The organism is Noviherbaspirillum aridicola (genome assembly GCF_019656455.1).
Classification (GTDB): domain Bacteria; phylum Pseudomonadota; class Gammaproteobacteria; order Burkholderiales; family Burkholderiaceae_D; genus Noviherbaspirillum; species Noviherbaspirillum aridicola.
On record NZ_BPMK01000005.1, the window covers coordinates 1 to 16,891 of the forward strand.

The window sequence follows — 16,891 nt, forward strand, 5'->3', positions numbered from 1 at the left end:
CAACCGGGAACGTCCGCACCTGGCCCTCCAATACAAAACGCCCGATGCAGTGCATCGGGCGTTTCAAAGGAGCGATCAGGCAGATAATTTACCCTGCTTAACCGTCAACCTATAGCAGGACGGGTCATGTGCGCCTGGCTTACTTGCGCGCGGTCTTCACCGTCTTTTCGGCGGCCTGGGCAAACTGCCCGACCGCGCTGTTGATGTTCGCTTCCACGACCTCGGCGGCCTGGCGGCTGTTCTTGTTGAACTGCTCATAGCCGGCGCTGGCATTGCCGATCGCGGTCTTGAACAGCGCAACCACGTTCTCGGTGCCGGCCGGCGCGTTGCGCGAGACATCGTCCACCAGTTCCGATACCAGGCGTCCGGCCTGCGCGAACTGCTCTTCCGCGGTGCGGGTCATCTCGGCCTGGGCGTTGCTGGCGATGCCTGCGAGGCCGCGTCCGTATGCGATTGCCTTGGCGGCGGCAGGCTGGGCCTGGGCGGCGGTCAGCGAGAAGAATTCCTGCGGGTCGCGGGCGGAGAGCAGCTGCTTGAGCGTGATCGTGGTGTCTTCGAGCGAGGTCTTGGCGGCATTGAGGTTCAGCTCGGCGACCTGTTCGGCGTTCTCGAGAACCTGCGAAAAGAACGCGGTCAGCATGTTGGTCTGGGCCTGCAGGTTGGCGCGGGCGACTTCGGAAAACTGTTCGGGGAAAGCGGGCATGTCATATCTCCTGTCGGGTGGGCGGAAAAGCAAGGTTATTGTGCGTCGCAACAAAGCCCATTCTAAAGGTCTGAGCGCCCGGGTCAAGCATTATTTTGTGCATTGCACAATGGCATTTCGCGGTGACGGCCCGTTGGCGAAGGTCGCATGTCGGGGGGCCGGGAGTCGTCCTCTTGTTGCATAATGTGCGGCTCTCGCGGATTACGACATGGCAAAGAAAGAGCATATTTCAGAGACGCCGGCGACGCAGTTCCTGCGCAAGCACGGCATCGGCTTCACCGAGCATCCCTATGCGTATGAAGAGCACGGCGGCACGGCGGTGTCGGCGCGCGAGCTCGGCGTGGACGAGCACCATGTGGTCAAGACGCTGGTGATGCAGGACGAGGCCGCTCGCCCGCTGATCGTCCTCATGCACGGCGACCGCAAGGTCTCGACCAAGAATCTCGCGCGCCAGATCGGCTGCAAGTCGGTCGAACCCTGCAAGCCCGAGGTGGCCAACCGGCACTCCGGATTCCTGGTCGGCGGCACCTCGCCTTTCGGCACCCGCAAGGCGATGCCGGTCTATGTCGAGGAGAGCATCCTCGCGCTCGGGAAAATCTATATCAACGGCGGCCGGCGCGGCTACCTGGTGGGTATCGATCCGAAAGTCCTCACCGCGGTCCTGCCTGCCAGGCCGGTCGCCTGCGCGCTTGAAGAGTAGCGCGCGATATCAAGTTTTTATTAAAGGGGAAGCATGAACACAATCCTGTTTGCGGTCGCCGCGTACCTGCTCGGCTCCGTGTCGTTCGCCGTCGTGGTCAGCAAGCTGTTCGGCCTGGCCGATCCGCGCACCTATGGCTCGAAGAATCCCGGCGCGACGAATGTGCTGCGCAGCGGGAACAAGGCGGCGGCGGCGCTGACCCTGCTCGGCGACGCCGTCAAGGGCTGGCTGGCGGTATTTCTGGCATTGCAGTTCGGCGAACAGTACGGCGTGGGCGATACCGGCATTGCGCTGGTGTCGATCGCCGTCTTCGTCGGTCACCTGTGGCCGGTGTTCTTCCGCTTCGTCGGCGGCAAGGGCGTGGCGACGGCGCTCGGCGTGCTGATCGGACTCAACGGCTGGCTCGGCCTGGCCACGCTGGTCACCTGGCTGGTGATCGCCTATGCATTCCGCTACTCCTCGCTGGCGGCACTGGTGGCGAGCGTGTTCGCGCCGTTCTACTACGGCCTGCTGTTCGGCGTCGAGCCGCAGCTTTTCGCGGTGCTCGCGATGAGCGTGCTGCTGATCTGGCGCCACCGCCAGAACATCGCCAACCTGCTCGCCGGCAAGGAAAGCCGGATCGGCAGCAAGAAAAAGAGCTGACGCACAAGGAGCTGCGCAAGCGGCGCGCGCCGCCCCGTTGCCATTCATCTATACCGCTTTGCGCCGCAGGTCTACGCTGATCCTTCGAGCAAGAAGGAGAATGCATGGAGAGCGACTATGCGGCAATCGCCACCCACCTGCTGGCCGCGCTCGCGGCCGGCGCGGCGATAGGCCTGGAGCGCAGCTATCACGCCCGACCGGCCGGCTTCCGTACCCATACCCTGGTCTGCCTGTCTTCCAGCCTGCTGATGCTGGTCACCCTGTACCAGTCCACCTGGCTGCCGGGCATGCCGACCGAAACCATCCGCACCGATCCCACCCGCATGGCGCAGGGCATCATGACAGGCATCGGCTTTCTTGGCGCGGGCGTGATCTTCAAGGAAGGGCTCAGCGTGCGGGGCCTGACGACCGCCGCCTCGATCTGGATGACGGCGGCGATCGGCGTCCTGATGGGGATAGGCTTCTACATGCCGGCGGTGCTGGCCACCGCGCTCACGCTCGGCATCCTGTCGGTGTTTCGCCTGATCGAGCGGCGCATGCCGTCGCAGACCTTCGTGCACCATCAGCTGCGCTTCGACCGCGACGACACGATCAGCGAGGACGAGATCCGCAAGCTGATGCGGGATCATGGATTCTCGATTGCGAATCTGAGTTACCGGATCCTGGAAGACGGCACTTCCTTCGAATACCGGATGGTCCTGCGCAGCACCAACACGGACCGGCTGCCCGGCCTCGCCGATGCCTTGCGAAAGTGGAAACGGGTGAAGTCGTTTCAGCTCGCGCCGACCGGCGACTGATCAGACCGCCTTCAGTTCATCCAGGGGCCAGCGGGGCCGCACATTGAAGCCATACTCCCGGGTCGCGCAGGACGGGTCGCGCTGCAAGCGCATCGCGCCGGCCAGCGCGATCATCGCGCCGTTGTCGGTGCAGAACTGCAGTTCGGGATAGTAGACGCGGAAGCGGCGGCGCTGCGCGATGTCATTCAGGCTGGCGCGCAGCTGGGCATTGGCGCCGACGCCGCCCGCGATCACCAGCCGGCGCAGCCCGGTCTGCTTGAGCGCGGCCACGCTCTTGGCCACCAGCACCTCGACGATCGCATCCACGAAAGCGCGCGCGATATTGGCCTTGTCCTGCTCGCAGATGTTGGCGGGATGGTTCTTCACCAGGGTCAGCACCGCCGTCTTGAGGCCGGAAAAACTGAAGTTGAGATCCTTGGAATGCAGCATCGGCCGGGGCAGCCTGTAGGCGCCGCTGTCGCCGAACTCGGCCATGCGCGACAGCGCCGGCCCGCCGGGATAGCCGAGGCCGAGCAGCTTGGCCGACTTGTCAAACGCTTCACCCGCGGCGTCGTCCACCGTCTCGCCCAGCAGCGTATAGCTGCCGACGCCGTCCACCCGCATCAGCTGCGTATGGCCGCCCGAGATCAGCAATGCCACAAACGGGAATTCCGGCGGGTCGCCGGCCAGCAGCGGCGACAGCAGATGGCCTTCGAGATGATGCACGCCGAGCACCGGCCGGTCGAGCGCGAGGCCGAGACCGCAGGCGATCGAGGCGCCGACCAGCAGCGCGCCGGCCAGTCCCGGTCCCTGGGTATAGGCGATGGCGTCTATGTCGTGGCGGCCGGCGCCGGCCTGGGCCAGCACCTGCTCCAGCAGCGGCAGCGCGCGCCGGATGTGGTCGCGCGAGGCAAGCTCGGGCACGACGCCGCCGTATTCTTCATGCATGGCGACCTGCGAATGCAGCGCATGTCCGAGCAGGCCGCGTTGTGTGTCGTACAAGGCCAGGCCGGTCTCGTCGCAGGAGGATTCAACACCGAGGACAATCATGGGGGAGGGGAGATGGCAAGATTCTTGCAAAGCGCTATTTTAAAGGAGAGTCGCCCCGTATGAATGATTCCAAACAGCTGAAGATCGTCGTCATCAACTCCCTGGTGGCCCCGGAAGGCGCGGACCAGGCCGCGCAGCTGCAGGCCGAGCGCGCCCGCGCGCTGCGCATCGGCCTGCTGGAGAACGGCTACAACATCCTCGCCGCGCTGCCGCCGGACGCCGACCTGGCGGAACAGATCGCCCAGCTGCAGCCGGACGTGATCATCGTCGACGAGCAGTCGGACGCCGCGCTGAAGAAGGTGGTCGACGCCACCGTCAATGCACCGCGGCCCATCGTCTGCTTCACCCAGGACAAGGACCGCCAGAAGATGCAGGCGGCGATGGAAGCCGGCGTCTCGGCCTATGTGGTCGAGGGCCTGTCGGCCGAGCGGGTGATGGCGGTGATGGACGTGGCGCTGGCACGTTTCGAGGTCGACCAGAAGCTGCGCAACGAGCTGTCCGAGACCAAGCTCAAGCTCGCCGAGCGCAAGGTGATCGAACGCGCCAAGGGCCTGTTGATGGAACGTCACCACTGCACCGAGGATGAAGCCTACAAGCGGCTGCGCCGCCTGGCGATGGACAAGAACCTGAAGCTGTCCGAAGTCGCGCAGCGCATGCTCGACGTCGCCGATCTCCTGCTGTAATCCCGCCTGCCGGCGGTGTCCGTCGCCGGCTTTCTCTTCCCCGTCAATCCATGCACGTCGCGGTGCGCGCACCGCAAAGCGCCCCCGCGCCGGGTCGCGCGAGCCGCACCGTTTCAATGCGGCGCACGAATAGTGTGCGAATGCCGGCCTAATCCGGATCAAATTCACGCCAAACGCACCGGCACGGGTTGGCACACCGCTTGCAGAACTCGTGCGGCGCGCCAATGCAGGCGCAGCGAACGAATGGTGTTCCGACCAGTGCCGGCCGGAGCATTTGGACAAAGGCGTCCGAGGCAGCGGGAACCGATCCCGGCTGTTCGGCCGCCTTTCTTTTTGCTGGTTGATGAACCACACATGAGGTAGTCATGACGACTGAAGGAAAAACCAATCTGACCCGTCGCAGCCTGATCAAGGCGGGCATTGCAGTGACAGCGGGCGCATTCGGTGGACTGGCCACCGGCGGCGTCTGGGCCGCCGGCAGCGACAAGCCGGAAAAAGAAGAAGTGAAAATCGGATTCATCCCGCTGACCGACTGTGCTTCCGTCGTCATGGCTTCGGTGCTCGGCTTCGACAAGAAGTACGGCGTCAAGATCGTCCCCACCAAGGAAGCCTCCTGGGCCGGCGTGCGCGACAAGCTCGTCAACGGCGAGCTCGACATGGCGCATGTGCTGTATGGCCTGATCTACGGCGTGCATCTCGGCGTGTCGGGGCCCAAGAAGGACATGGCGGTGCTGATGAACCTGAACCACAACGGGCAGGCCATCACGCTGTCGAAGAAGCTGGCGGACAAGGGCGCGGTGGACGGCCCCAGCCTCGCCAAACTCATGGCCACCGAAAAGCGCGAGTACACCTTCGCCCAGACCTTCCCCACGGGGACGCATGCGATGTGGATCTACTACTGGCTCGCCAGCGCGGGCATCAATCCATTCAAGGATGCCAAGGCGATCACGGTGCCGCCGCCGCAGATGGTCGCCAACATGCGGGTCGGGAACATGGACGGCTTCTGCGTCGGCGAGCCCTGGGGGCACCGCGCGATCATGGACGGCATCGGCGTCACCGCCATCACCACCCAGGACATCTGGCGCGACCATCCGGAAAAGACGCTCGGCACCACCGCGGATTTCGTGAAGAAGTATCCGAACACCACGCGCGCCGTCATGATGGCCATCATCGAGGCCGGGCGCTGGATCGACACCGGCCTGCAGAACAAGCTGAAGATGGCCGAGACCGTGGCCGACAAGTCCTACGTGAACACCAGCGTGGATGCGATCAACCAGCGCATCCTCGGGCGCTACCAGAACGGCATGGGGAAAACCTGGGACGACCCGAACCACATGAAGTTCTTCAACGACGGCTCGGTCAACTTCCCCTATCTCTCCGACGGCATGTGGTTCCTCACGCAGCACAAGCGCTGGGGGCTGCTCAAGCAGCATCCCGACTACCTCGCCGTGGCCAGGCAGGTCAACCAGGTCGACCTGTACAGGCAGGTGGCCTCGGCGATGAAGATCAATGTGCCGAAGGACCCCATGCGCAGCACCAAGCTGCTCGATGGCGTGGTCTGGGACGGCAAGGATCCGGTGAAGTATGCGGACGGTTTCAAGATTTCGGCTTCGGCCGCGTGACGGGGAGCCATCATGAGTGCAGTCATGGACAATGTCGTGAACAAGGCGGCGGCCCCGGCCGCCGAAGCAGCGCCCCGGACGGCGCGCGCCCGGCGTGTGGCCGCCAGCCGGCGGGGATTTTCGCTCAAGCCCTTCATGCTCGCGGTGCTGCCGCCGCTGGCCGGCCTGGCGCTGCTGGTGCTGGTGTGGCAGATCGTCGCTTCCGGCACCAGCGGCTTCCCCACGCCGGCGGTCACTTTCGAGCATGCGGTCAAGCTGTTCTCGGATCCGTTCTACAGCAACGGCCCGAACGACCAGGGCATAGGGTGGAACATCTGGTCGTCGCTCAAGCGTGTCGGTACCGGCTTCGGACTGGCGGCGGTGATCGGCATTCCGCTCGGCTTCATGATCGGACGCTTCCGTTTCCTGTCGCTGATGTTCAATCCCATCATCAGCCTGCTCAAGCCGGTGTCGCCGCTGGCCTGGCTGCCGATCGGCCTGCTCGTGTTCAAGGCCGCCAACCCGGCCGCGATCTGGGCCATCTTCATCTGCTCGATCTGGCCGATGATCATCAACACCGCCGTCGGCGTGCAGCGCGTGCCGCAGGACTACATGAACGTTGCCAAGGTGCTCAATCTGTCGGAGTGGAAGATCCTGACCCGGATACTGTTTCCGTCGGTGCTGCCCTACATGCTCACCGGCGTGCGCCTGGCCATCGGCACCGCGTGGCTGGTGATCGTCGCCGCCGAGATGCTGACCGGCGGCGTCGGCATCGGCTTCTGGGTCTGGGACGAGTGGAACAACCTCAACGTCCCGCACATCATCATCGCCATCGTCGTCATCGGCGTCGTCGGCCTGCTGCTGGAACAGGCGCTGGTCGCGCTGGCCAGGGCATTCACTTATGAAGAAGTCAGGAGCTGATCGCCATGGACAAATTCATCGACATCCAGAACGCGGAGATGGTGTTCCACACGAAGAAGGGCACCTTCCATGCGCTGCGCGACATCAATCTCGACGTGCGCAAGGGCGAGTTCATCACCCTGATCGGCCATTCAGGCTGCGGCAAGTCGACGCTGCTCAACCTGATCGCCGGCCTGTTGCAGGCGAGCGCGGGCGCGCTGCTGTGCGCCAACCGGGAAATCGCCGGCCCCTCGCCGGAGCGGGCGGTCGTGTTCCAGAATCATTCGCTGCTGCCCTGGCTGACCTGCTACGAGAATGTCTACCTCGCGGTGGAGCGCGTCTTCGGGCGCGGCGAGAGCAAGGCGCGCCTCCGGGAGCGCACGAAGGAGGCGCTGGCGCTGGTCGGCCTCGGCCATGCAGAACAGAAACGGCCGCATGAGATATCCGGCGGCATGAAGCAGCGCGTCGGCATCGCGCGTGCATTGTCGATGGAGCCGAAAGTGCTGCTGATGGACGAGCCCTTCGGCGCGCTCGACGCGCTGACCCGCGCCCACCTGCAGGATGAACTGCTCAAGATCGTCGCCAAGACGCAGTCGACGGTGGTGATGGTCACGCATGACGTGGACGAGGCGGTGCTGCTGTCGGACCGCATCGTGATGATGACCAATGGTCCGGCGGCCACCATCGGCGATATCGTGGAAGTCAGGCTCGGGCGTCCGCGGGACCGGGTGGCCCTGGCGCATGACCCGCTCTATATCGAATACCGCAGCGCGGTGCTGGAGTTCCTGTATCACCGGCAGGCGCATCCGGCGATGAAGGACGCGGCATAGGATTCAGGGGGAACTGGGTTGGGCGCCGTGTGATGCGGCGCCCTTTTTTTTTGCGGGTCAGGCAGGGCTGGAGAGTGGTTGAATTGCGGGTCGCTTCGTGTGACGGAGGTCGTGCGATCTCCGCTGGGTCGACCCTGAACGCCATGGTCCGGAGAACCACCCCTCGCAATCACGCAATGACAAGCAAATAAACCAACAACAAATTCAGCACAAGCGAAACCGCTGCCACCGCCCGCCACAATCCCGCCGGGTCCCGCTTCACCAGCGGCACCGTCTGCCGCTGCACGGGCGGGTTGCTCGGGCCGCGTTCGAGTGCCAGCAGAAATTCCTCTGCCGTCTCGTACCGGTCCGCCGGGTCGCGCGCCACCGATTTCAGGAGCACCGCCTCGAGCCATTGCGGCAGTTCCGGCCGGTAGCGGCCAGGCGGCACCGGTTCGCCGAAGCGGGGCCGCTGGAAGGGCTCGATTTCGCCGTACGGATAATGCCGTGTCAGCATCCGGTAGAGCGTCACCCCGGCGGCGTAGATGTCGGTCTGCCGCGACGGCGGTGCGTTGTCGAACTGCTCGGGCGCGAGGAAGGAGGGCGTGCCCGCGAGAGGCGCGGCGACCGGGGTCTCGCTCTCCAGTCCGGACAACGCCACGCCGAGGTCGAGCAGCCGCAGTTCGCCATCGGCGCCGAGGTGCACATTGTCAGGCTTGATATCGCGGTGCAGGATGCTGCGGCGGTGCAGTGCGCCGATCGCCCGTGCCAGCTTTTCGCCGAGCACGACGGCCTCCGGAACGGTGAAATGGCCGCCGGCGTCGAGCTTCTGCTGCACCGTCTGTCCTTCATGCCAGGTGCTCAGGTAATACAGCCAGTTCTTTTGCTCGGGGACGATCACCTGCGGGAAAAAGCGGGCCACCACCCGCCTGGCCAGCCATTCCTCGTGCGCGAAGGCGGAGCGCTCGTGCGGATCGGCGGCGCGATCCGGGTGCAGCGTCTTGAGCACCAGCCGCCGCTGCGATCTCGGATCGATCACCCGGTAGAGGAGGGTGGCCGCCGAGGCATGCAGCAGCGCTTCCACCTCGTAGCCGTCGATTTCCTGGCCCGGCTTGAGCCTGTCGGGCACGGGCAGCTGCTGCGACCCGGACAGCGCGTCGCGCAGGTTTTCCTCCGGCAGCCTGTCCACGCGCAGCACCAGCGCGCTGCAGTTGTCGCGCGAGCCCGCGTCCAGGGCGGCCGTCGCCAGTGCCTGTGCCGCAGAAGCCGCTGCCAGCTGATCCATGGCGACCTGCGACAGCGTGTGGGTGAGGTCGTATTCGCTGATGCTGTCCCAGACGCCGTCCGAGGCCAGCAGCAGCACGTCGCGTTCGCGCAGTTCACCCATGCCGTGGTCGATCGCCAGCCGGGAATCGAGGCCGACCGCCCGCGTCAGCACATGCTGCATCTCGGGCCGGTCCCAGACATGGTCGGTGGTGAGCCGGGTCAGTACGCCGCCGCGCAGCAGATACAGGCGCGTATCGCCCACATGCGCGAAGTAGTACCAGGTGCCGCGCAGGATCAGCGCGGTGAGGGTGGTCGCCATGCCGGCAAGCTCGCGCCGCGCCGAACCCTGCCTTTGCACCCAGCTGTTGATCGCCTGGATCACCTTTTCCAGCGACTGCGTCACCGGCCAGGTTTCCGGCGTCGCATAGTAATCGGTGAGCAGTCCGCGCACCGTGTATTCGGCGGCTTCGCGTCCGCCCTCGTTGCCGGAGACGCCGTCGGCGATCGCGGCGATCAATCCCTTGGCCGACAGCTCCGGCTCGGCCGGCGTGACCATGCCGACGAAGTCTTCATTGCGTTCGCGTATGCCGGCCAGACTGGCATGGCCGGCGTGGATTGTCAGCGGCATGGTTTTCCTGGGCAGGCGGCGGGGCAGTTGTGCTCCCGCCGTAGCTTATACCGCCGGGTCAGATTTTGGCAGCGGTCATCGCGGCGCTGCCCCAGGTCGTGCGCCAGCGCGTCTTCACCGCCGACAGGCCGAGCAGCGCGGCGACCGCGAGCGCCGCGAAAATCGTCAGCCCCAGCTGATAGCTGCCCGTCATCTGCCGCGAATAGCCGAGGCTGGAGGCGAGATAGAAACCGCCCACGCCGCCGGCCATGCCGACCAGGCCGGTCATCACGCCGATCTCCTTGCGGAAGCGCTGCGGAACGAGCTGGAATACCGCGCCGTTGCCGGTGCCCAGCGCCAGCATGGCCAGCACGAACACCGCCAGCGCCAGCAGGTAGGACTCCATGCCCAGGCTGGCGATGAACAGGAACAGGCCGGCCAGCAGATACATCAGGGACAGCGTGCGGATGCCGCCGATGCGGTCGGCGACGATGCCGCCCAGCGGACGCACCAGCGAGCCGGCGAACACGCAGGCGGCGGTGAAGTAGCCGGCGGTGACCGGGGACAGTCCGTACTGGCCGTTGAAATAGATGGTCAGGGAGGACGCCAGGCCGGAGAAGCCGCCAAAGGTCACCGCGTAGAAAAACATGAACCACCAGGCGTCCCTGTCCTTGAGCACATGCAGGTACTCGATCATCGCCTTCGGTGGCGGCGCCGTCGGCGCATCCCTGGCGAACACCATATAGACCAGCAGGGCCACGCCGAGCGGAATCAGGCACAGGCCGAACACGTTCTGCCAGCCGAAGGCCAGCGCCAGCGAGGGCGCGAACAGCGCGGCGAAGGCCGTGCCCGAATTGCCGGCGCCCGCGATGCCGAGCGCGGTGCCCTGGTGCTCCGGCGGATACCAGCGCGAGGCGAGCGGCAGCGCGACGGCGAAGGCGGCGCCGGCGAAGCCGAGCAGCACGCCCAGGGTCAGCATGGCCTGATAGCTGTCGAGATTGCCGAGCCAGGCCCAGGCCAGCGCCGCGATCACGATGACCTGGCCGATCACGCCCGCCTTCTTGGGCCTGAGATGGTCGACCAGCACGCCCATCACGATGCGCAGCAGGGCGCCGGCGAGCAGAGGAGTGGCGACCATCAGCCCCTTCTGCGCGGGCGTCAGGCCGAGATCGCCCGATATCTGCACCGCCAGCGGCCCGAGCAGCACCCAGACCATGAAGCTGAGATCGAAGTAAAAGAATGAGGCCAGCAATGTGGGCGTATGCCCTGCCTTCCAAAACGACGTTGTTTTCACGATGCTCCTTTGCACCAGAGAGAGGAATCGGGGCTGCTCTTTGCAAGCGCCATGCCATCCGCTTTTCGTGCATCGCCGCCGGCTTGCTGCACCCTTGTGCACCCGGGCGCGACAGGATCCGCACCGGCGCAGTGCGAATCGCGCCGGCAAACGGTGCAAACGCCGGCCCAGGCCACTGGCACCGCTCTTGCTAAACCGCTGGGGGAATCAAACCTGTCCGGCCTCAAAGGCGAGGCCCGGCGCTGAAGGAGCTTTAATGAAGAAGCTGAAGTTAGTCATGGTCGGGAACGGCATGGCCGGCGTGCGCACGCTCGAGGAACTGCTCAGGCTGGCGCCGGACATCTACGAGATCACGGTATTCGGCGCCGAGCCGCATGCCAACTACAACCGCATCCTGCTGTCGCCGGTGCTCGCCGGCGAGCAGACCATCCGCGACATCATGCTCAACGATGTCGACTGGTATGCGGAAAACGGCATCACCCTCCATCTGGGCAAGCGCATCGCGACCATCGACCGCGTCAAGCGGCGGGTGATCGCCGAGGACGGCACCACCGCCGACTACGACCGCCTGCTGCTGGCGACCGGCTCCAATCCCTTCATGCTGCCTGTGCCCGGGCGCGATCTGCAGGGCGTCATCTCCTATCGCGACATACAGGACACGCATGCGATGATCGAGGCGGCGCAGCATTACCGTCATGCGGTGGTGATCGGCGGCGGCCTGCTGGGGCTCGAGGCGGCCAACGGCCTCAAGCTGCGAGGCATGGATGTGAGCGTGGTGCATCTGCCGGAATGGCTGATGGAGCGGCAGCTCGATCCGGTCGCCGGCCGCATGCTGCAGAAATCGCTCGAAGACCGCGGCCTGAGCTTCCTGCTCGGGAAGAACACCAAGGAGCTGATCGGCGACGAAAGCGGTCGCGTGAAAGCGGTGCGCTTCACCGACGGCGTCGAAATCCCCGCCGACCTGGTGGTGATGACGGTCGGCATCCGTCCCAATACCGCCCTGGCCGAGGCGGCCGGCCTGTACTGCAATCGTGGCATCGTGGTGAACGACACGATGCAGACCTTCGATCCGCGCATCTATGCGGTGGGCGAGTGCGTCAGCCATCGCGGCATCGCCTACGGCCTGGTGGCGCCGCTGTTCGACATGGCGCGGGTATGCGCCAACCACCTCGCCAACTTCGGCATCGGCCGCTACCAGGGCTCCGTCACCTCCACCAAGCTCAAGGTGACCGGCATCGACCTGTTCTCCGCCGGAGAATTCATGGGCGGCGACGGCAGCGAGGAAATCGTGCTGTCCGATCCGATCGGCGGCGTCTACAAGAAGCTGGTGATCCGGCAGGACAAGCTGGTCGGCGCCTGCCTGTACGGCGACACGGTCGACGGTTCCTGGTATTTCAGCCTGATCCGCGAAGGCAGGAACATCGCGGACATCCGCGACAGCCTGATGTTCGGCGAATCCAATGTGAGCCGTCCTGGCGATGTCGGCCATGAAGGCTTCACGCGCGCGGCGAACATGCCCGACAGCGCCGAAGTCTGCGGCTGCAACGGCGTGTGCAAGGGCGCGATCGTCAAGGCGATCAAGGAAAAGGGGTTGTTCACGCTGGACGACGTGCGCAGGCAGACCAAGGCTTCCGCCTCCTGCGGCTCCTGCACCGGCCTGGTCGAGCAGATACTCATGTTCACCGCCGGCGGCGACTACTCGGCGGCCAGCACCGCCAGGCCGATGTGCGGCTGCACCGACCATACCCACCAGGAAGTGCGCGACGCGATCCGCGCCAACAAGCTGCTCACCATCGCCGGCGCGATGCGCTTCATGGAGTGGAAGTCGCCGGACGGCTGCGCCAGCTGCCGCCCGGCGCTCAACTACTATCTCATCTCCACCTGGCCGCACGAGGCCGCCGACGATCCGCAGTCGCGCTTCATCAATGAGCGGGCCCACGCCAACATACAGAAGGACGGCACTTACTCGGTGATACCGCGCATGTGGGGCGGCGAGACGACCGCGCAGGACCTGCGCCGCATCGCCGACGTCGTCGACGAGTTCGGCATCCCGACGGTGAAGGTCACCGGCGGCCAGCGCATCGACCTGCTCGGGGTGAAGAAGGAAGACCTGCCGGCGGTGTGGAAGGCACTCGACATGCCCTGCGGCCACGCGTATGCGAAGGCGCTGCGCACGGTCAAGACCTGCGTCGGCTCGGAATGGTGCCGGTTCGGCACGCAGGATTCCACCCGCATGGGGCAGGGGCTGGAGCGCGCGCTGTGGAAGATGTACGCGCCGCACAAGGTGAAGATCGCGGTCTCCGGCTGCCCCCGCAATTGCGCCGAGTCCGGCATCAAGGACGTGGGCGTGATCGGCGTCGATTCGGGCTGGGAGATCTATGTCGGCGGCAACGGCGGCATCAAGACCGAGGTCGCCCAGTTCTTCGTCAAGCTCAGGACGCATGAAGAAGTGCTGGAGCATGCGGGCGCCTTCCTGCAGCTGTACCGCGAGGAGGGCTGGTACCTGGAGCGCACCGTGCATTACATCGCCCGCGTCGGCCTCGATCACGTGAAGAAGAAGGTGCTCGACGACGCGCAGCAGCGCAAGGCGCTGTACGAGCGCCTGCTGTTTGCGCTCGATGGCGAGCCCGATCCCTGGCATGAGCAGGACAAGGCCCGGGTCGACGCCCGCCAGTTCCAGCCCATCACCCTCTGAGGCCCACATGACACCACAATGGAAAGCCGTCTGCGCCGTCGCAGACATTCCCGCGCTCGGCGCCCGGGTCGTCCACCGCGCCGGCCAGCCCGACGTGGCGATATTCCGCAACAGCGAGGACAAGGTGTTCGCGCTGCTCGACCGCTGTCCCCACCGCGGCGGACCGCTGTCGCAGGGCATCGTCTACGGCGAACGCGTCGCCTGCCCGCTGCACAACTGGCACATCGAACTCGGATCCGGCTGCGCCGCGCAACCGGATGAAGGGTGCACCCGGACCTTCAGCATCAGGGTGGAGCAGGGCATGGTCTACCTTGACCTGAACGAGCTGGCCCCGGCCGCCACCGACGACGCAGAGGCCGCATGAACAGCCTGCGCGAAATCAAGGCCACCTGCTGCTATTGCGGCGTCGGTTGCGGCGTCATCGTCCAGACCGACGGCCAGCGCGTGACGAACGTCCGCGGCGACCCCGACCATCCGGCCAACCATGGCAGGCTGTGCACCAAGGGCAGCACCCTGCACCTGAGCGCCGACCCGGTGATTCGACAGCAGGCGCGCGCGCTGCACCCCGAACTGCGGCTGCAGCGCGGCCTGCCGCGCGAGCAGGCGAGCTGGGACGTGACCATGGACTTCCTGGCACGGCGCTGCGCCGACGTCCTGCGGCGGCACGGTCCGGACAGCATCGGCTTCTACATTTCGGGCCAGCTGCTGACGGAGGATTACTACGTCTTCAACAAGCTGGCCAAGGGTCTGCTCGGCACCAACAATATCGACACCAATTCGCGGCTCTGCATGTCCAGCGCGGTAGCGGGATACAAGCAGACGCTCGGCGCCGACGCGCCGCCGGCCTGCTATGAGGATGTCGATCATGCCGACCTGATCTTCATCGCCGGTTCCAACACCGCCTATGCCCATCCGGTGCTCTACCGCCGCATCGAGGAAGCGCGCCGCAGGCACCCGCAGCTCAGGGTGATCGTCGCCGACCCGCGCCGCACCGACACCGCGCGCGAAGCCGATCTCTTCCTGCCCATCCTGCCCGGCACCGATGTCGCGCTGTTCAATGGCATGCTGCACATCTGCCTGTGGGAAGACCTGCTCGACACCCGATTCATCGCCGAGCACACCGAGGGATTCGACGCGCTGCGGCAGACGCTGCGTGAGTACACGCCGCAGCACGTGGCCCGTGTCTGCGGCATCCGCGAGGAAGACCTGCTGCAGGCGGCGCGCTGGTTCGGCGGATCGAAGGCAGCGCTGTCGCTCTATTGCCAGGGACTCAACCAGTCCGCCTCGGGCACCGCCAAGAATGCCGCGCTGATCAACCTGCACCTGGCCACCGGGCAGATCGGCAAGCCGGGCGCCGGCCCGTTCTCGCTGACCGGGCAGCCGAATGCGATGGGCGGGCGCGAGGTCGGCGGCATGGCCAACCTGCTTTCCGGGCATCGCGATCTCGCCAATCCCGCGCATCGCGAGGAAGTCGCGCGGCTGTGGGGCGTGGACAGCGTGCCGGCGACGCCGGGCAAGACCGCGGTCGAGATGTTCGAGGCGGTGCGCGCCGGCGAGATCAAGGTGCTGTGGATCGCCTGTACCAATCCCGCCCAGTCCATGCCCGACCAGAACCTGGTGCGCGAGGCGCTGCAGAAGGCCGAACTGGTGATCGTGCAGGAAGCCTACCGCGGCACCGCCACCGTGCCCTATGCCGACGTGCTGCTGCCGGCCACCACCTGGAGCGAAAAGGAGGGCACCGTCACCAATTCCGAGCGCCGCATCACCCGTTTCCGCCCGGTGCTGGAGAAGCCGGGCCAGGCGCGCCATGACTGGGAAATCGTGGTCGACTTCGCGCGCCGGATGGAAGGTCTGCTCGGCCGCGCGCGCAGCCTGTTCCCCTATGAAAACGTGGAGCAGATCTGGAACGAGCACCGCGAGACCACGCGGGGCCGCGACCTCGACATCACCGGTCTGTCCTATGCCGTGCTCGAGCGCGACGGCCCGCAGCAATGGCCGTATCCGGAAGGCGCGGCCGGCGGGCGCAAGCGCCTTTATGAAGATGGCGTGTTTCCGACGCCCGGCGGCCGCGCCCGCTTCGTCGACACCGTCTACCGCCCGGTCGCCGAACCCGCCGATGCGCGCTATCCGTTCCGCCTGACCACCGGCCGCCTGCGCGACCAGTGGCATGGAATGAGCCGCACCGGCACCGTCGCGCAGTTGTTCGCCCACACCCCCGAACCCGCGGTGCTGCTCGCGCCCGCCGACATGGAACGCCGCTTCCTCGCCGACGGCGACCTGGTGCATGTCACCACCCGGCGCGGCTCGCAGATCCTGCCGGCACGCGCCAGCGAGGACATCCGTGCCGGCCAGGCATTCATCGCCATGCACTGGGGCGAGGAATACCTCTCCGGCCGCAGCAACAGCGGCGAACCGAGCTATGGCGTCAATGCGCTGACCACTTCCGCCTACTGTCCCGATTCCCGGCAGCCGGAGCTCAAGCATGCCGCGGCCCGGATACTCAGGGCCGAGCTGCCGGCGCGCCTGCTGGTCTTCGGCTGGGCGGACCCGGCGCAGGCGCTGGCGCTGCAGGCCGCGCTGCGTCCGCTGATGCGGCGCTTCGCCTACGCATCATGCACCCTGTTCGGCCGCGACCGCGCCGGGGTCCTGTTCCGCGCCGCCGACGATATCGCGCCGCCCCCGGCACTGCTGCAGGAAATCGAGCACGCGTTCGGCATCGCCGGGCCGGAAGTGCTGCGCTATGACGACGCGCGCCGCGGCAATGCGCGCCGGCTGCTGCTGCGGGAAGGCAAGCTGGCGGCGGTGGCGCTGTGCGGGGATACCTCGGCCGAGCACTGGCTCAAGGAATACCTGGAGAACGAACAGCCGGTCGCCGCGCTCGGCCGCCTGCTGCTGATGCCGACCGCCCGCGCGCCCCGGGGTTTCAGGGCGCGCGGCCGCATCGTCTGCAACTGCTTCAACGTCTCCGAGACCGAGATCGCCGAGGCGCTGGCCGCGCACGACGCCGCTGGCGGCACACCCGGGTCCGCCCTGGCGGCGCTGCAGACCGGCCTCAAGTGCGGCACCAACTGCGGGTCCTGCATCCCGGAGCTGAAGAAGATTGCCCTCGTGCAGCGGCCGGCGAAAGCGGCGGCCTGAGCTGCATCGGCCGGCCGGTTCGTAGTA

14 protein-coding genes are annotated in these 16,891 nt (G+C 66.1%); 10 read left to right on the forward strand and 4 right to left on the reverse strand.

Annotated elements, in window-relative coordinates; all coding sequences use genetic code 11:
• Positions 1-139 precede the first annotated feature (139 nt).
• Positions 140-703 (reverse strand): phasin family protein, encoded by a 564-nt coding sequence (locus tag NCCP691_RS06385; protein WP_220807429.1) that lies wholly within the window; start codon positions 701-703, stop codon positions 140-142.
• A 208-nt stretch (positions 704-911) separates the two neighbouring features.
• Between NCCP691_RS06385 and ybaK the strand changes: the two genes are divergently transcribed.
• The 3 genes from ybaK to NCCP691_RS06400 all read left to right on the forward strand — a co-directional run bounded on the left by ybaK (position 912) and on the right by NCCP691_RS06400 (position 2,842).
• Positions 912-1,403: a Cys-tRNA(Pro) deacylase gene (gene ybaK, locus NCCP691_RS06390; protein ID WP_220807430.1), complete on the forward strand. Its 492-nt coding sequence runs from the start codon at positions 912-914 to the stop codon at positions 1,401-1,403.
• 33 nt (positions 1,404-1,436) lie between these two features.
• On the forward strand, positions 1,437-2,045 hold the full coding sequence (gene plsY / locus NCCP691_RS06395; RefSeq protein ID WP_220807431.1) for a glycerol-3-phosphate 1-O-acyltransferase PlsY: 609 nt from the start codon (positions 1,437-1,439) through the stop codon (positions 2,043-2,045).
• Between the two features lie 104 nt (positions 2,046-2,149).
• Positions 2,150-2,842, forward strand: coding sequence for an MgtC/SapB family protein (locus NCCP691_RS06400; protein WP_220807432.1), 693 nt, complete (start codon positions 2,150-2,152; stop codon positions 2,840-2,842).
• Here NCCP691_RS06400 and tsaD read toward each other — a convergent pair whose 3' ends face one another.
• Entirely contained in the window at positions 2,843-3,871 is a 1,029-nt protein-coding gene (gene tsaD, locus NCCP691_RS06405) for a tRNA (adenosine(37)-N6)-threonylcarbamoyltransferase complex transferase subunit TsaD (RefSeq protein ID WP_220807433.1), read from the reverse strand.
• Between the two features lie 59 nt (positions 3,872-3,930).
• Here tsaD and NCCP691_RS06410 point away from each other — a divergent pair, with 59 nt between their 5' ends.
• The 4 genes from NCCP691_RS06410 to NCCP691_RS06425 all read left to right on the forward strand — a co-directional run bounded on the left by NCCP691_RS06410 (position 3,931) and on the right by NCCP691_RS06425 (position 7,885).
• Positions 3,931-4,554 carry an ANTAR domain-containing response regulator gene (locus tag NCCP691_RS06410; RefSeq protein WP_220807434.1) on the forward strand — a complete coding sequence of 208 codons (624 nt, stop codon included), beginning with the start codon at positions 3,931-3,933 and terminating at the stop codon, positions 4,552-4,554.
• Positions 4,555-4,919: 365 nt separating this feature from the next.
• Positions 4,920-6,176 carry a CmpA/NrtA family ABC transporter substrate-binding protein gene (locus NCCP691_RS06415; RefSeq protein ID WP_220807435.1) on the forward strand — a complete coding sequence of 419 codons (1,257 nt, stop codon included), beginning with the start codon at positions 4,920-4,922 and terminating at the stop codon, positions 6,174-6,176.
• Between the two features lie 12 nt (positions 6,177-6,188).
• Complete coding sequence (ntrB, locus tag NCCP691_RS06420; RefSeq protein ID WP_220807436.1) at positions 6,189-7,076, forward strand: nitrate ABC transporter permease; 888 nt, start codon at positions 6,189-6,191, stop codon at positions 7,074-7,076.
• A 5-nt stretch (positions 7,077-7,081) separates the two neighbouring features.
• Positions 7,082-7,885, forward strand: coding sequence for an ABC transporter ATP-binding protein (locus NCCP691_RS06425; RefSeq protein WP_220807437.1), 804 nt, complete (start codon positions 7,082-7,084; stop codon positions 7,883-7,885).
• A gap of 169 nt (positions 7,886-8,054) precedes the next feature.
• Here NCCP691_RS06425 and NCCP691_RS06430 read toward each other — a convergent pair whose 3' ends face one another.
• Positions 8,055-9,758 (reverse strand): bifunctional protein-serine/threonine kinase/phosphatase, encoded by a 1,704-nt coding sequence (locus NCCP691_RS06430; protein WP_220807438.1) that lies wholly within the window; start codon positions 9,756-9,758, stop codon positions 8,055-8,057.
• Positions 9,759-9,816: 58 nt separating this feature from the next.
• Complete coding sequence (locus NCCP691_RS06435; protein WP_220807439.1) at positions 9,817-11,031, reverse strand: nitrate/nitrite transporter; 1,215 nt, start codon at positions 11,029-11,031, stop codon at positions 9,817-9,819.
• Between the two features lie 256 nt (positions 11,032-11,287).
• On the opposite strand from NCCP691_RS06435, the gene nirB reads away from it, so the two are divergent.
• The 3 genes from nirB to NCCP691_RS06450 are packed head-to-tail and all read left to right on the forward strand — an operon-like array spanning position 11,288 to position 16,864.
• Positions 11,288-13,726 carry a nitrite reductase large subunit NirB gene (nirB, locus tag NCCP691_RS06440; RefSeq protein WP_220807440.1) on the forward strand — a complete coding sequence of 813 codons (2,439 nt, stop codon included), beginning with the start codon at positions 11,288-11,290 and terminating at the stop codon, positions 13,724-13,726.
• Positions 13,727-13,733: 7 nt separating this feature from the next.
• Complete coding sequence (nirD, locus tag NCCP691_RS06445; protein WP_220807441.1) at positions 13,734-14,090, forward strand: nitrite reductase small subunit NirD; 357 nt, start codon at positions 13,734-13,736, stop codon at positions 14,088-14,090.
• On the forward strand, positions 14,087-16,864 hold the full coding sequence (locus NCCP691_RS06450) for a nitrate reductase (RefSeq protein ID WP_238482342.1): 2,778 nt from the start codon (positions 14,087-14,089) through the stop codon (positions 16,862-16,864). Before nirD ends, NCCP691_RS06450 begins: the two co-directional genes overlap by 4 nt.
• Positions 16,865-16,891 lie beyond the last annotated feature (27 nt).

Coding starts and splice junctions, on each gene's coding strand:
- NCCP691_RS06385 (WP_220807429.1), bottom strand. CDS start 703: ATGCCCGCTTTCCCCGAACAGTTTTCCGAAGTCGCCCGCGCCAACCTG.
- ybaK (WP_220807430.1), top strand. CDS start 912: ATGGCAAAGAAAGAGCATATTTCAGAGACGCCGGCGACGCAGTTCCTG.
- plsY (WP_220807431.1), top strand. CDS start 1,437: ATGAACACAATCCTGTTTGCGGTCGCCGCGTACCTGCTCGGCTCCGTG.
- NCCP691_RS06400 (WP_220807432.1), top strand. CDS start 2,150: ATGGAGAGCGACTATGCGGCAATCGCCACCCACCTGCTGGCCGCGCTC.
- tsaD (WP_220807433.1), bottom strand. CDS start 3,871: ATGATTGTCCTCGGTGTTGAATCCTCCTGCGACGAGACCGGCCTGGCC.
- NCCP691_RS06410 (WP_220807434.1), top strand. CDS start 3,931: ATGAATGATTCCAAACAGCTGAAGATCGTCGTCATCAACTCCCTGGTG.
- NCCP691_RS06415 (WP_220807435.1), top strand. CDS start 4,920: ATGACGACTGAAGGAAAAACCAATCTGACCCGTCGCAGCCTGATCAAG.
- ntrB (WP_220807436.1), top strand. CDS start 6,189: ATGAGTGCAGTCATGGACAATGTCGTGAACAAGGCGGCGGCCCCGGCC.
- NCCP691_RS06425 (WP_220807437.1), top strand. CDS start 7,082: ATGGACAAATTCATCGACATCCAGAACGCGGAGATGGTGTTCCACACG.
- NCCP691_RS06430 (WP_220807438.1), bottom strand. CDS start 9,758: ATGCCGCTGACAATCCACGCCGGCCATGCCAGTCTGGCCGGCATACGC.
- nirB (WP_220807440.1), top strand. CDS start 11,288: ATGAAGAAGCTGAAGTTAGTCATGGTCGGGAACGGCATGGCCGGCGTG.
- nirD (WP_220807441.1), top strand. CDS start 13,734: ATGACACCACAATGGAAAGCCGTCTGCGCCGTCGCAGACATTCCCGCG.
- NCCP691_RS06450 (WP_238482342.1), top strand. CDS start 14,087: ATGAACAGCCTGCGCGAAATCAAGGCCACCTGCTGCTATTGCGGCGTC.